The following is a 13642-nucleotide window of genomic DNA, read 5'->3' as shown; positions in this document are numbered from 1 at the left end:
TAAGCAGCAATGTGTACGGTGTAAATCATGACAGTTGACACACAGCGCCCTTCGGGCTCCGGGGTCGAGGCGTTGAATCCGAACAGGTGGCGGGCCCTCGCGGTCTGCCTGATCGCCGGGTTCATGACCCTGCTCGACGTGAGCATCGTGAACGTGGCCCTGCCCTCCATGCAGCAGGGACTGCACGCCGGCCCCGGCGCCGTCTCCTGGGTCGTGTCGGGCTACACGCTCACCTTCGGCCTGGCGCTGGTACCGGCCGGGAAGCTGGGAGACACGCTCGGCCGCAAGGGGTTCTTCCTGATCGGCCTGGCCCTGTTCACGGCGGTGAGTCTGCTGTGCGCGGTGGCCCCGAGTCCCACCTGGCTGGTGACGGCCCGTCTGCTCCAGGGCGCCGCGGGCGGGCTGCTCGGGCCCCAGGTCATCGGGATGATCCAGCAACTGTTCCGAGGGCCCGAGCGAGGCCGGGCGTTCGGTCTCTACGGCGCGTCCATCGCCGTCTCCACGGCCGTCGGGCCCCTTGCCGGGGGGCTGCTGATCCAGGCCGCCGGGCGGGCGGACGGCTGGCGCTGGGTCTTCCTGGTCAACCTGCCGATCGGTCTGATCGCCCTGCTTCTCGGCGTGACGTTGTTGCCGAAGGTCCCGGCGCGGCGCGGGAATCGCGGCCTGGACCTGGTGGGCGTGCTGCTGCTGGGCGGTGGCATCGCCTGCGTCCTGCTGCCGCTGGTCGAACAGGAGCAGCGGTCCGCGGTGCATTGGTGGCTCCTCGGCCTCGCGGCCGTCCTGCTGGCCTGCTTCCTGGGCTGGGAGACGCTGTGGCGCCGCACGGGGCGCGACCCGCTTGTCGAACTGAGCCTGCTGCGCAGCCGCTCGTACAGCGCGGGGAGCGCCCTCGGTGTGGTGTACTTCGCCGGCTACACGGGGCTCATCCTCGTCCTGACCCTCTACCTGCAGCAGGGGCTCCACTACTCGGCGCTGGAGGCCGGCGCGGCGAGCCTTCCGTTCGCCCTGGGGTCGGCCGTCAGCTCCACCATGGGTGGCCGCGCCGTCTACCGCTTCGGCCGGGTGATGGTGGTCGTCGGCCTGGTGTCCGTCACGCTCGGTCTCGCGGCCACCGCGGTGATCGTCCGTTACCACTCGGGCTCGGGGGTGTGGTTGGACATCCTGCTGCCGTTGCTCCTGGTCGGCCTGGGTAGTGGACTGGTGATCGGACCCAATCAGACGCTGGCGCTGCAGGGCGTGCCCCCCGAGCGCGGCGGCAGCGCCTCCGCGGTGCTGCAGACCGGCCAACGCATCGGGACCTCGCTGGGCACCGCCGTCGCCGCCACGCTGTTCTTCAACCAGCTCGGCGCCACCGGCGGCGACTATGCACACGCGGTCAGCCTCAGCCTCTACGGGGCCGCGGCACTCGTCGGCGTCGCGCTCCTGATCGGCGCCGCGGAACTTCTCGTGCCGCGGAGCACGCCCGCCGGCGGGCCGAGCGGAACGCGTTGACCGCGCTACAGTCGCGACATATCGTGTTCCTGTCCGCAGCTGACGCCGCCGATCCTGGAGTACGCCGTCGTGAACGAGCCCGCACCCCTTCCCGTGCCCGTCGACGGGCAGGGCCCCGCCCTGCGCGCGGGGGACGTCGACCGTGACCGTGTCGCCGCCGTGCTGGCCGACGCGCTCGCCACCGGCCATCTCGATCCCGACGAGCACGCCCAGCGGCTGGAGGCCGCCTACGCGGCCCGCACGGTGGCCGAGCTGCATCCGCTGACCGCGGACCTGCCCGTCTCCGCCACCGAGCTGCAGCCGGTGGCGCCGCCCAGCACCACGCCGGTGACCGCGCTGTTCAGCAAGGTGCGCCGGGGCGGGCAGTGGCCCGTGCCGCCGACCAGCGTCGCGCGGGCCCGTTGGGGCAAGCTCGTGATCGACCTGCGGCACGCGGTCTTCACCCGCCGCGAGGTGGTGATCGAGGCGGACGCGTTCTGCGGCCTGATCGAGCTGGTCCTCCCGCCGCACGTTCGCGTCTACGACGAGGGCAGTGCCCTCTTCGCCAAGCGCGCCCTGCCCATGGGGGCTGCGGACGCCACCTCGGCCGACGGCCCGATGGTGCGGATCACCGGCCGTGCCGTCCTCGGCCAGGTCCGGGTGCGCCGCGCGGGCGACGCACGCCACCCGTGGCGCGAATGGCGCTGAGCGCCACCAGGCCTCGCTGGTTCAGTCGAGGGCGCGCTGCAGCAGGATCGTGTCGATCCACCGACCGTGCTTGAAGCCCACGTTCTTCAGCCGTCCCGCCGGTTCGAAGCCGTACCGGCGGTGCAGCGCGACGGAGGCGTCGCTGCCGGTGTCCGCGATGACGGCCACCAGCTGCCGCAGTTCCGTCTTCTGGCAGGCCGTCAGCAGGGCCTCCAGCAGCGCCCCGCCGAGCCCCAGCCCGGTGCGGTCCGGGGCGAGGTAGATCGAGTCCTCCCCGGTGTGGCGGTAGGCGGGCTTGGGTCGGTACGCGCTCACGTACGCGTAGCCCGCGACCTCCCCGTCGAGCTCCGCCACCAGGAACGGCGCCAGATTCGCCGCCTTCGCCCGCCAGTCGGCCTCGGTGCGCGGCGTCTCGTCGAAGGTGGCCACGGTCTCCCGCACATAGTGCGCGTAGATCGCGGCGACAGCCGCAAGATCGGCGGGCTCGGCAGGACGGATCACCACGGCGGATTCCTCACGTGCGGATGAAGGTTTTTGCCACGCGGTAATGCTGACGAAACGTCAGAGAAACGCGCCGGTCCCACCTTCCGGAGAAAGCGATTCCCACGACGGGAGGCACGATCGCGTGATTCCCTACCCTAGTTGGCTCAACGCGGGCGACAACACGTGGCAGCTGGTGGCGGCTACGCTGGTGGGCCTGATGAGCATCCCCGGCATCGCCGTGCTCTACGCCGGGCTGGTGCAGCGCAAATGGGCCGTCAACACCATGCTGATGGCATTCAGCGCCTTCTCGCTCGTCCTGGTGGCGTGGGTGCTGTACGAGTTCAAGATGAGCTTCGGCTCACCACTCCACCTCGGCCCCGGAATTCTGCACTCGGCCGTCGGCAGGCCCGGAACGATCACCGGCGCGGGCGCCGAGACCGGCAAGGCCGGTATTCCGCTCGTCAGCGGGACCGGCGCCATGCCGGACTTCAGATTCCCGCAATCCACGCTGGCCTACTTCCAGTTCGCCTTCGCGGCGATCACGCCGCTGCTGTTCCTGGGCAGTGTGATCGGGCGGATGAACTTCCGCGCGTGGCTGCTCTTCGTACCGCTCTGGTCCGGCATCGTCTACTCGGTCAACGCCTTCCTGCTGTGGGGTGGCGGCTGGTGGGCGCAGGCCGGGGCGCTCGACTACTCCGGCGGCTACGTCATCCACCTCGCCGCCGGCACCTCCGGCTTCGTCGCGGCCGCGGTGATCGGCCCGCGGCTGGCCCGGGACCGGGCCAAGGCCGTGCCCAACAACCTGCCGATGGTGGCCGTCGGCGCGGGCATCCTCTGGCTCGGCTGGAACGGTTTCAACGGCGGCGACATGTACTTCGGCGGCCAGAACGCGGCCGCCGCCGTGCTCAACACCAACCTGGCCACCGCCGTCGCGCTGCTGACCTGGCTGCTGCTGGACATGTTCGCCGGTCCGCAGCGCAAGCCGACCTTCCTGGGCGCGATCAACGGCATGATCGTCGGCCTGGTCGCCATCACGCCGGCTGCGGGCTTCGTCACCGGCGTCGGCGCGATCCTGGTCGGCCTGATCGCCTCGGTCATCGTCTGGCTCTCCTGGAACAAGCTGGGAAAGCTCGGATTCATGCGCAAGGTGGACGACGCGCTGGGTGTGGTGCACACCCACGGGGTCGCGGGTCTGGTCGGCGGCCTGCTGGTGGGCCTGTTCGCCGACCCGGCGCTGGCGGTCTACTACAACAAGGACGGCAGCGCCGTCTCCTACGCGGGCCTGTTCCACGGGCACCCGAAGCAGCTGCTGCTGCAGCTGGGCGCGGCCGGGACGATCATCGTCTGGGACGCGCTGATGACCTTCGTGATCCTCAAGGCCATCGGGCTCTTCGTGAAGCTCCGCGCCCCGGACGAGGTGCTGGAGATCGGCGACCTCGCGGTGCACGACGAGGAGGCGTACCCCAGCGAGGAGGGTCTGGCCGTGGTGGGCGCGGCGGTGTCCGCCCCGGTGAAGGCGAAGGAGCCGGTCGCCGAACCCGCGGCGGAACCGTGAAGCTGATCACCGCGGTGCTGCCCGCCTCCGGCTTCGAACGGGTCCACGAGGCGCTGCGCACCCTCGGCATCCCGGGCGTCACCGTCACGACGGTGTTCGCCCGGGGCGTCGGGCGGATCCACGACGAGGTGTATCGCGGAGCCCGCCGCCGGGTGGAGTTACAGCCCGCGGTCCGCCTGGACCTCGTCGTGGCGGACGGGGACGCGGCGGACGTGATCCACGTGATCGCGGTCGCGGGGGTGCGGGGCACGGTCTGGATCACGCCGGTCGAGCGGGTGGTCCGCATCCGCACCAGGGAGTGGGGCGAGGCCGCGCTCTGAGGCGGCCGAACGAGAGCGCCCCCGGCGCGGCGTACGAGCGCCGGAGCCGGGGGCGTCTGTGGAGCGGTGAGCCGGGGCTCAGTCGGTGGCGGTCAGCAACGGGCGCAGCAACCCGCTCTGGAGGCGTACCACCAGCGGTGGCGCGTAGCGGCGCGCCGCCAGGGTGGCGGGGATGGCGACGAGCGTGCCGACGAGGAGGCCGACGACCACGTCGTGCGGGTAGTGTGCGCCGACCCAGACCCGGGAGAAGGCCATGAACAGGGCCAGCACCGCGGCGATGATCCCAAGCCTGCGGTCCAGCACCCACAGCGCGGCGGCCGAGGCGGCCGCGATGGTGGAGTGGTTGCTCGGGAAGGACCAGTCGCCGACGCCCGGGCAGGGCTGCAGGGTGACGGTGTGGGCGATCGCCTGGCACGGCCGCACCTCGGTGAAGACGCTCTTCAGCACGTCGTTCATCACGTAGGCGAGGACGACGGCGACGGGCACGGCCAGTGCCGTCGCCATCGCCGCGGCGCTGCGCGCCTGGCGGGCCTGCCACCAGCCCCAGACCATCAGCAGTGCGAAGACGCCGAGGCCCAGCGTGGCGTAGAAGGAGACGACGTCGTCCAGCCAGTGCGGGGCGCTCTGCGCCTGCCGGGTGAACCAGGAGTACAGGCCGCCGTCGATGGAGGCCCCGTTCAGGGCGAGGTCGTTCACGGTGTTCACGGTGTTCAAGGGGTGGTTACTCCGTGGAGGCGCTGCGCTTGCGCGCGCGCAGCAGTTCGAGACCGATCGGGAGGAGGGACACGACGACGATCAGGCCGATGATCGGCAGCAGGTACGTGTCGATGCTCGGGATGCTGGAGCCGAGCGCGTAGCCGGCCAGGGTGACGCCGATCGACCAGAGCAGGCCGCCGACGACCTGCCACAGCGTGAAGGTCTTCACCGGCACGTTGAGTGCGCCGGCCATCGGGTTGAGCACGGTGCGCACGACCGGGATGAAGCGGGCCAGCACGATGGCCTTGGGGTAGCCGTACTTGGCCAGGATCTCCTCGGCCCGGTCGGCGCCCGCCAGCAGGTGCTTGTTCTTGGAGCGGCCGAGCAGCGCCTTGCCGCCCTTCTGGCCGATCAGGTAGCCGACCTGGGCGCCGAGCAGGGCACCGACCGCCGCGCAGACCAGCACCGAGGCGAGGTTCAGGTGCACGCCGTTCTTGCTGGTGGTGCAGAGCAGACCGGCGGTGAAGAGCAGCGAGTCGCCGGGCAGGAAGAAGCCGACGAGGAGGCCGGTCTCGGCGAAGAGCACCACGAGGATGCCGAGCGCGCCGAACGCGGCCAGCAGCGAGTTCGCATCGAGGATGTTCACCGCGAGCTGGTGCACGCCCGTAGGGTCGGGGGCCATGGGTTGGATCCTCCTGCGAGAGTGGCTGCGAATCGTTTATCGTCTACATGCGTGTAGTCGTTCCGTGCCACTGTAGTGGATGGAACTGTGGAATCGCGAAGACAACGGAAGGGTGGCTCCCAAGTGGCGACGGAGGGGCAGCGGCGGCATCCGGGAGAGCTGGAGTCGAGTGTGCTGACCGTGCTCTGGGCCGCGCCCGGCCCGATGACTCCGGCCGAGATCCAGCGGACACTGGGTGGCGGGCTGGCCCGGACCACCGTCAACACCATCCTCTCTCGTCTGCACGAGAAGGGGGTCGTGGAGCGCCGTCGCAGCGGCCGGGCGTTCGCCTACGCGCCGGCGCGCGAGGCCGCCGACGCACCGGGCCTGGCCGCCCACCGGATGCGCACCGAGCTCGACAAGGAGGAGGACCGCGAGGCCGTGCTGGCCCGCTTCGTCTCCGGCCTGAGCGACGCGGACGAGGAACACCTGCGCCGCCTGCTGGGCGGCTGACGCACCTGGATCCGCGTCCCGTGCAAGATGGGGCGCATGACGTTCAGCACGCGCACCTTCGAGCTCGCCACCGGACACCGTGAGACCGCCGTCGACATCACCGACCGCTGCCAGTCCTTCCTGGACGAGGTGGCCGCCGGAGCGGACGGCCTGCTCAACGTCTTCGTGCCGCACGCCACCGCCGGCGTCGCCGTGATCGAGACCGGCGCCGGCAGCGACGACGACCTGCTGGCCGCGCTGCGCGAACTGCTGCCGGCCGACGACCGCTGGCGTCACCGCCACGGCTCGCCCGGCCACGGCCGCGACCACGTCCTGCCGGGGCTCGTCGCACCGCACGCCACCCTGCCGGTGGTGGCCGGCCGGATCGCACTCGGCACCTGGCAGTCGGTGGTGCTCATCGACACCAACGTCGACAACCCCACCAGGACCGTGCGGCTCTCCTACCTCGGCTGACACTCTTTCATCCGACGCTCTGTCAGGTTTGCTCCGCCATACCGCCATACGTGTCATAACGCTGGCATGGACACTTCCCGGAGTGGGTTACCCGCTGGTACACAGGTCGATGACGCGCGTCGACCTGTCCCCACCCTGACCAGTCGTGTACCACCACCACGAGTGGAGGTTCCATGCGCACCCCTGCGTCCAGACGACTCCTGGCGGGCACCCTCGCCGCCGGCGCCCTCCTCACCGGGGCGCTCGCCCTGGCTCCCACCGCCCAGGCGGCGGGCGGCGGTTACGTCGCCCTCGGCGACTCCTACTCCTCCGGCGTGGGCAGCGGCAGCTACACCTCCGCCAGCGGCTCCTGCTACCAGAGCACTCTCTCCTACCCCTACCTCTGGCAGAAGGCGCACGCGCCCTCCAGCTTCACCTTCGCCGCCTGCTCCGGCGCCACCACCGCCGACGTGCTGAACAACCAGCTCTCCGGGCTGAACAGCGGCACCACCGAGGTCAGCATCACCATCGGCGGCAACGACGCCGGCTTCTCCTCGACCATGGAGACCTGCGTCCTGGACGGCACCAGCTCCTGCCTCTCCGCCGTCAACTCGGCCGAGAACTTCATCAACACGCAGCTCGCCCCCAAGCTGGACGCGGTCTACTCCGCGATCCGCTCGCACGCCCCCAACGCCCACGTGGTGGTGCTCGACTACCCGCACCTCTACGCCGTCCCGGGCGACTGCCTCTTCGGGATCAGCGACACCAGCCGCTCGGCGATCAACGGCGCGGCCGACGACCTGGCCTCGGTCACCGCCAAGGAGGTCGCCAAGTACGGCAACTTCACCTTCGGCGACGTGCGCGGGGCCTTCTCCGGCCACGAGATCTGCACCGACAGCGAGTGGCTGCACAGCACGACCTGGCCGATATACGAGTCCTACCACCCCACCGCCGCCGGCCAGTCCGGCGGCTATCTCCCGGTGTTCAGCGCCCACGCGTGAACCGCGTAGCACAATGACCGGATGACCGATCATCTCCCGCTGGTCCACCACGTCGAGTTGTGGACGGACGACCTGGCCCTCGCCGAGAAGCAGTGGGGGCCGGTGCTGGCCGCCCTGGGCTGCGAGCCGTTCCAGCACTGGCAGGACGGCCGCAGTTGGCGGGCCGGCGGGAGTTACGTCGTCATCGAGCAGTCGCCCGCGCTGCGGCCCGGCGGTCACGACCGGATGCGCGCGGGCCTGAACCACCTGGCGCTGCGCGCCCCCGGCCAGGACCGCATCGGCGCGTTGCGCTCGGTCGCGCTGTCGGCGGGCTGGGTCGAGCGGGTGGACACCGGCCAGGCGCTGCATCTGACCGACGGCCAGGGTTTCGAGCTGGAGCTCGTCTACGACGAGGGCGAGGGCTGAGCTCCCGTCAGGTGGTGAGCGGGGCCGAGGGGCTGGCGGCCGCGTTGGCGTAGAGGGCCTCGATGTCCGTCGCGCAGGCGCGGGCGATCGCGCGGCGGCGCAGCTTCAACGACGGGGTCAGCAGACCCGCCTGCTCGGTGAACTCGATCGGCAGGATCCGGAAGGCCCGCACCGACTCCGCCCGCGACACCACCGTGTTGGCGGTCAGCACCGCGCGCTGGAGCTCGGCGTGGATCTCCTGGTCGGTGGTCGCCTCGATGGGCGAGAGCGGCGGGAGGCCGCGCACTCTCAGCCAGTGGTCCAGGGCCTCCGGGTCGAGGGTGATCAGCGCCGCGATGAAGGGGCGGTCGTCGCCGATCAGGGCGCAGTGCGCGACCAGCGGGTGGGTGCGGATCCGGTCCTCCAGCACCACCGGCGAGACGCTCTTGCCGCCGCTGGTGACGATGATCTCCTTCTTGCGCCCGGTGATGTGCAGGTAGCCGAGCCTGTCCAGATGGCCGAGGTCCCCGGTGGAGAGCCAACCGCCGCGCAGCGTGCCGCTGGTGGCCTCGGTGTTGTTCAGATACCCCTGGAACACCTGGCCGCCCGAGATCCAGATCTCGCCGTCCTCGGCGATCAGCACACTGGTGCCGGGAATCGGCTGGCCGACGGTGCCGAAGCGGACCTTCTCCGGCGGGTTGGCGGTGGCCGCCGCGGTGCTCTCGGTCAGGCCGTAGCCCTCCAGCACGGTGACGCCCGCGCCGCGGAAGAAGAGCGACTGCTCCCGGCTCATCGCCGATCCGCCCGACATGGCGTAGCGCAGCCGTCCGCCCAGCACCGCGCGGACCTTGCCGTAGACGAGCGAGTCGTACAGCTGGTGCTGCACCCGCAGCGCGGCGGACGGCCCGGGGCCCTCGTCGAAGGCCTGCCGCTCCAGCGCCTCCGCGTAGCGGACGGCCACCTGGTAGGCCTTCTCGAAGGCGGAGGCGCGGCCCGACCGCTCGGCCCGCTCCCGGGCCCGGCGGAGCATCTTCTCGAAGACGTACGGCACCGCGAGGATGAAGGTCGGCCGGAACGCGGCCAGGGTGGGCAGCAGCTGGGCCGGTGAGGTGCTGGGCTCGTGACCGAGCTTGATGCCGCCGCGGATCGCCGTCACCTCGATCATGCGGCCGAAGACGTGCGCCAGCGGCAGGAAGAGCAGCGTCGCCGGCTGCTCGCCGCCGCGACCGGAGAAGACCTCGCCGTAGCGGGCCAGTAGGTTCTCGCTCTCCGCGAGGAAGTTGCCGTGGGTGATCACGCAGCCCTTGGGGCGGCCGGTGGTGCCGGAGGTGTAGATGATCGTCGCGACGGTCTCGGCGACGACGGCCTGCCGGTGCTGGTTGACGTACTCCTCCGGCATGCCCTCGCCGGCCGCCGCCAGCTGCTCCAGCGCGCCGGAGTCGAGCTGCCAGATGTGCTGCAGGTCCTCCAGGCCGTCGCAGACCGAGCCGACGGTCATGGCGTGGTCCTCGTTCTCCACGACGCAGGCGACGGCTCTGGTGTCGGCCAGGATCCAGCGCAGCTGCTCCGCCGAGGAGGTCGGGTAGACCGGCACGGGCTGCGCGCCCAGCGACCAGAGGGCGTAGTCGAGGATGGTCCACTCGTAGCGGGTGCGGGACATCAGGGCGACGCGGTCGCCGAAGCGGATGCCGACCGCCAGCAGGCCCCTGGCCACGGCCAGCACCTGGTCGCGGAAGGCGGCGGCGGTGACGTCCACCCATCCGTCGCCGAGACGACGGGCCATCACGGCCAGCTGCGGTGTCTGCTCAGCGGTCCGGTAGACGGACTCGGCAAGCCCCTCTGCCTTGGGGCACCGCGCCAACGCCGGAACACTGAACTCGCGCACGTGGCTCTTTTCCCTCCTGGACGCCCTCCCCGCGGGCAGTCGAGATCGAAAGTTACCCCCGGAAACAGAGAGTGACCAGAGGTGGTCCACCTGCTTCACGGGACTTCCACGGCACGCGACCAGGGTCTGCAAGTTGCGGAGAAACCCTCCGACGCGGGCAGATGTGTCCGAATACGACCCAGAGTTCGCCAAACAATGTGTTCGACAGGGCGAAGGATGCTCGAACTGGTACACGCGCAAGTAGTAGAGTCGCGGCCATTCTGCCGGGCCCACAAGAGGAACCCATGCGACTCCGCCGCAGATCCATCCGCGCGAAGATCACCGCGTTGCTCCTGGTACCGCTCACCGCGTTGACCGCCCTGTGGGCCTACACATCGGTGGTGTCCGCGACGCAGGTGTGGGGCCTGCTCAAGGTCGTCGACGACTACCGGTGGTACGGCAACCCGGCCGACGTCCTCTCCCGGGCCCTGCAGGACGAGCGCCGCGCCGCCGTCGCCTTCGCCGCGACCAGGACCGGCGGGCAGCCCGTCCCGGCCTCGGCCCCCGTGCTCGTCCGGCTGCACGCCGCGGAGGCGCGCACCGACGCGGCCGCCGCCGTCTTCGAGACGCACGCGAACGACGCGGGCCACCGCGCCGACCTCAACGCCACCTCGATGACCGCGGTCCGGTCGATCCTCAGTCAGGTGGCCGGCCTCAAGGTCGAGCGCGCGGCCGTCGAGCAGCGCTACATGGACTGGTTCACCGTCTACGTCTGGTACACCGGCGTCCAGGACCCCTTCTTCGACCTGCGCCTCGGACTCAGCGACATCCCCGCCGGCGACCTGGCCCGCACCGCGCAGAACCTCGTCGAGCTGGTCCGCGCCCGCGAGTACATCTCCCGCCAGGACGCCCTGGAGGAGGGCGCGCACCTCCAGCCCGACCTCAGCAGCCTCCAGTTCCAGGAGCTGCTCTCCACCGCCGCGACCGCACAGCTGCTGCTGCGCACCCACATCACCCAGCTGCCCGACCAGCTCGCCGCGCCCTACCAGTCCTTCGTCATCAGCTCGGACTACGACGAGCTGAACTCGCTGGAGGACTACTCCGGCCAGCTCGGCGAGAGCCAGCACATCAGCCGCCTCAACTACGCCCAGTGGCGCGAGACCGCCGACCGGGTGCTGGACCGGCTCAGCACGCTCGACCAGCAGGCGGCCACCACCGCCGGCCAGCAGGGCCGCGACTACGCGCTCGGCGTCATCCTGCGCGACGGCGCCGCCGGACTGCTCGGCCTCGTCGCGGTCGTCGCCAGCATCTACATCTCGCTGCGCATCGGCCGCCGCCTGGTCCGCGAGCTGGTGGGGCTGCGCAACGGCGCCTTCGAACTCGCGGGCGTGCGGCTGCCCTCGGTGATGCGGCGGCTGCGCGAGGGCGAGAAGGTCGACGTCGCCGTCGAGGCCCCGCCGCTCACCGCGCCGGACGAGCCCGGCCACGGGCCGACCGCACCCGACGAACTGGCCCAGCTGGGCCGCGCCTTCAACGCCGTGCAGCGTGCCGCCGTCGAGGCCGCCGTCGAGCAGGCCGAGCTGCGCCGCGGCGTCGCCGCCGTCTTCGTCAACCTGGCCCGCCGCAGCCAAGCGCTGCTGCACCGCCAGCTCTCGCTCCTCGACGAGATGGAGCGCCGCGCCGAGGACCCGGAGGAGCTGGAGGACCTGTTCCGGCTCGACCACCTGACCACGCGCATGCGCCGCCACGCCGAGGGCCTGATCATCCTCTCCGGCGCCGCGCCGGGCCGCTCCTGGCGCCGTCCGGTCCGGATCCTCGACGTGGTCCGCGCCGGGGTCGGCGAGATCGAGGACTACGCCCGGGTCCGGGTCCACCGGATGCCGCCCGTCGCGGTCGTCGGCGGGGCCGTCTCCGACCTGGTCCACCTGATCGCCGAGCTCGTCGAGAACGCCACGGTCTTCTCGCCCCCGCACACCCAGGTGCGGATCGTCGGCGAGGAGGTCGCGCACGGCTTCGCGCTGGAGATCGACGACCGCGGGCTGGGCATGGGCGACGAGGCCCTGGCCACCGCCAACGACCGCCTCGCCACCGGCGGCGACTTCGACCTCAGCGACACCGACCGCCTCGGCCTGTTCGTGGTCAGCCGCCTGGCGGCCCGCCACGAGATCCGGGTCTCGCTGCGCCGCTCCCCGTACGGAGGTACCACCGCCGTCGTGCTGCTGCCGCACGAGCTGCTCACCCCGGCCGCGCCGCGCCCCGGTGACGCCGCCGGCTCCGGCCCGGCGGCCGGCTCCGCCCTGGCTGCCGCGGGCGCGGGGACGGACGCGGGCACGGGCGAGTTCGCGCTGCCCGCGTCGCTGGCCCGCGGCCTGCGCGACACCCCGGCCGAGACCGGCCGCGCCTCCGGCAGCCGGCTGGCCTCGACCCCGCGTGCCTACCCCGGCCGCCTCGGCGGACCGCGTCCGCACACCCCCGACGAGGCCGCCGGCACCGGCAAGCTGCCCCGCCGCCGCCCCACCCCCGCCCTGCAGGCGGTGCGTCAGGAGGTTCTGGCGGACGAGCTGCTGGTCGAGGAGGTGCTCAGTGCCGAGATGCTGAGGGACGAGGTGCGGGGGGACGAGGTGCGGGGCGAGGACGCCGGGGCCGGCGGCGAGGTCGTCGACGCCGAGGTGCTGAGCGAGGAGGACCTCGCGGTCGAGCTGCTGCCCGCCGTCGAGGACCACCGGCTCACGGCTCCCGGTGCCGCGCCCGCCCTGCCGCGGCGCGTCCGGCAGGCCAATCTCGCGCCGCAGCTGCGCCGCGACGAGAGCACGCCCGCGCAGGCCGACGCCGCGCCCCCCACGCCCGCCCCGGAGCGCACCCCCGAGCAGGCGCGGGCGACCTTCGCCTCGTTCCAGCGCGGCCTCCAACGCGGGCGCACCGACGGCGCCGCCGACGGGCGCACCGACGCGCGCACGCGGCCCACCGACGACCAGACCTCGGCGAACACAGAACCGACTGCGGAAGGAACCACCCGATGACAGCCACGACGAAGCCGTCCGGCGACCTCAACTGGCTCCTGGACGACATGGTCCGGCGGGTGCCCGCGATCCGGCACGCGGTGGTGCTGTCCAGCGACGGTCTGGCCACCGGCGCCTCCGGCGAGCTGGCCAGGGAGGACACCGAGCACCTCGCCGCCGTCGCCTCCGGCTTCCACAGCCTCGCCAAGGGCGCCAGCCGCCACTTCCAGGCCGGCGACGTCCGGCAGACGATGGTCGAGCTCGACCAGGCCTTCCTCTTCGTCACCGCCGCCGGTGACGGCAGCTGCCTGGCGGTGCTGAGCGAGTCGGAGGCCGACGTCGGCCTGATCGCCTACGAGATGGCCCTGCTGGTCCGCCGGGTCGGCGAGCACCTGGGCACGGAGCCGCGGGGCTCGGCGGGGTGAGACCGATGACGGGGGAGCCGGGCGACGAGACCGCCGACGCGTTCGCGGAGGACCACGAGGAGGACTCCGCGGACGACTTCGCCGACGAGGCGGAGCTCGGCCAGTTGGTGCGCCCGTACACCCTCACTCGC

General features: G+C 71.8%; 14 protein-coding genes. 10 read left to right on the top strand and 4 right to left on the bottom strand.

The window, feature by feature from the left end; all coding sequences use genetic code 11:
- The first annotated feature begins 27 nt into the window (after positions 1-27).
- Positions 28-1491 carry an MFS transporter gene (locus DN069_RS28415; protein WP_111505718.1) on the top strand — a complete coding sequence of 488 codons (1464 nt, stop codon included), beginning with the start codon at positions 28-30 and terminating at the stop codon, positions 1489-1491.
- A gap of 69 nt (positions 1492-1560) precedes the next feature.
- Positions 1561-2178, top strand: coding sequence for a DUF1707 SHOCT-like domain-containing protein (locus DN069_RS28410; RefSeq protein WP_243639836.1), 618 nt, complete (start codon positions 1561-1563; stop codon positions 2176-2178).
- A 21-nt stretch (positions 2179-2199) separates the two neighbouring features.
- Here the strand turns inward: DN069_RS28410 and DN069_RS28405 are convergent, their stop codons facing one another.
- On the bottom strand, positions 2200-2682 hold the full coding sequence (locus DN069_RS28405; RefSeq protein ID WP_243639834.1) for a GNAT family N-acetyltransferase: 483 nt from the start codon (positions 2680-2682) through the stop codon (positions 2200-2202).
- Positions 2683-2803: 121 nt separating this feature from the next.
- On the opposite strand from DN069_RS28405, the gene DN069_RS28400 reads away from it, so the two are divergent.
- A complete protein-coding gene (locus DN069_RS28400) occupies positions 2804-4216 on the top strand; it encodes an ammonium transporter (protein ID WP_207892293.1) in 1413 nt (470 codons plus the stop codon).
- Complete coding sequence (locus tag DN069_RS28395; protein ID WP_111505714.1) at positions 4213-4536, top strand: P-II family nitrogen regulator; 324 nt, start codon at positions 4213-4215, stop codon at positions 4534-4536. The genes DN069_RS28400 and DN069_RS28395 overlap by 4 nt, the downstream gene beginning before the upstream one ends.
- A gap of 78 nt (positions 4537-4614) precedes the next feature.
- Here DN069_RS28395 and DN069_RS28390 read toward each other — a convergent pair whose 3' ends face one another.
- On the bottom strand, positions 4615-5241 hold the full coding sequence (locus DN069_RS28390; protein ID WP_341538510.1) for a phosphatase PAP2 family protein: 627 nt from the start codon (positions 5239-5241) through the stop codon (positions 4615-4617).
- Between the two features lie 16 nt (positions 5242-5257).
- The gene (locus tag DN069_RS28385) at positions 5258-5914 is read right to left on the bottom strand and encodes a DedA family protein (RefSeq protein ID WP_111505712.1); all 657 of its coding nucleotides are present in this window, start codon (positions 5912-5914) and stop codon (positions 5258-5260) included.
- Between the two features lie 123 nt (positions 5915-6037).
- On the opposite strand from DN069_RS28385, the gene DN069_RS28380 reads away from it, so the two are divergent.
- The 4 genes from DN069_RS28380 (at position 6038) to DN069_RS28365 (ending at position 8244) form a co-directional block, all read left to right on the top strand.
- The gene (locus DN069_RS28380; RefSeq protein WP_111505710.1) at positions 6038-6406 is read left to right on the top strand and encodes a BlaI/MecI/CopY family transcriptional regulator; all 369 of its coding nucleotides are present in this window, start codon (positions 6038-6040) and stop codon (positions 6404-6406) included.
- Positions 6407-6442: 36 nt separating this feature from the next.
- Positions 6443-6859, top strand: a complete 417-nt coding sequence (locus DN069_RS28375) for a secondary thiamine-phosphate synthase enzyme YjbQ (RefSeq protein ID WP_111505708.1) — start codon at positions 6443-6445, stop codon at positions 6857-6859.
- 173 nt (positions 6860-7032) lie between these two features.
- Positions 7033-7839, top strand: coding sequence for an SGNH/GDSL hydrolase family protein (locus tag DN069_RS28370; RefSeq protein ID WP_111505706.1), 807 nt, complete (start codon positions 7033-7035; stop codon positions 7837-7839).
- A 21-nt stretch (positions 7840-7860) separates the two neighbouring features.
- A complete protein-coding gene (locus tag DN069_RS28365) occupies positions 7861-8244 on the top strand; it encodes a VOC family protein (protein ID WP_207892292.1) in 384 nt (127 codons plus the stop codon).
- A gap of 7 nt (positions 8245-8251) precedes the next feature.
- Here the strand turns inward: DN069_RS28365 and DN069_RS28360 are convergent, their stop codons facing one another.
- Positions 8252-10108: an AMP-dependent synthetase/ligase gene (locus DN069_RS28360; protein ID WP_111505704.1), complete on the bottom strand. Its 1857-nt coding sequence runs from the start codon at positions 10106-10108 to the stop codon at positions 8252-8254.
- A 284-nt stretch (positions 10109-10392) separates the two neighbouring features.
- Here DN069_RS28360 and DN069_RS28355 point away from each other — a divergent pair, with 284 nt between their 5' ends.
- On the top strand, positions 10393-13107 hold the full coding sequence (locus DN069_RS28355) for a sensor histidine kinase (RefSeq protein ID WP_165845677.1): 2715 nt from the start codon (positions 10393-10395) through the stop codon (positions 13105-13107).
- The gene (locus DN069_RS28350; RefSeq protein WP_111505700.1) at positions 13104-13511 is read left to right on the top strand and encodes a roadblock/LC7 domain-containing protein; all 408 of its coding nucleotides are present in this window, start codon (positions 13104-13106) and stop codon (positions 13509-13511) included. The genes DN069_RS28355 and DN069_RS28350 overlap by 4 nt, the downstream gene beginning before the upstream one ends.
- The last annotated feature ends 131 nt before the right edge of the window (positions 13512-13642 follow it).

This window comes from Streptacidiphilus pinicola, assembly GCF_003258295.1.
Taxonomy (GTDB): Bacteria; Actinomycetota; Actinomycetes; order Streptomycetales; family Streptomycetaceae; genus Streptacidiphilus; species Streptacidiphilus pinicola.
This window is presented reverse-complemented; position numbering and strand designations above follow the sequence as displayed.

Coding starts and splice junctions, on each gene's coding strand:
- DN069_RS28415 (WP_111505718.1), top strand. CDS start 28: ATGACAGTTGACACACAGCGCCCTTCGGGCTCCGGGGTCGAGGCGTTG.
- DN069_RS28385 (WP_111505712.1), bottom strand. CDS start 5,914: ATGGCCCCCGACCCTACGGGCGTGCACCAGCTCGCGGTGAACATCCTC.
- DN069_RS28375 (WP_111505708.1), top strand. CDS start 6,443: ATGACGTTCAGCACGCGCACCTTCGAGCTCGCCACCGGACACCGTGAG.
- DN069_RS28370 (WP_111505706.1), top strand. CDS start 7,033: ATGCGCACCCCTGCGTCCAGACGACTCCTGGCGGGCACCCTCGCCGCC.
- DN069_RS28365 (WP_207892292.1), top strand. CDS start 7,861: ATGACCGATCATCTCCCGCTGGTCCACCACGTCGAGTTGTGGACGGAC.
- DN069_RS28355 (WP_165845677.1), top strand. CDS start 10,393: ATGCGACTCCGCCGCAGATCCATCCGCGCGAAGATCACCGCGTTGCTC.
- DN069_RS28350 (WP_111505700.1), top strand. CDS start 13,104: ATGACAGCCACGACGAAGCCGTCCGGCGACCTCAACTGGCTCCTGGAC.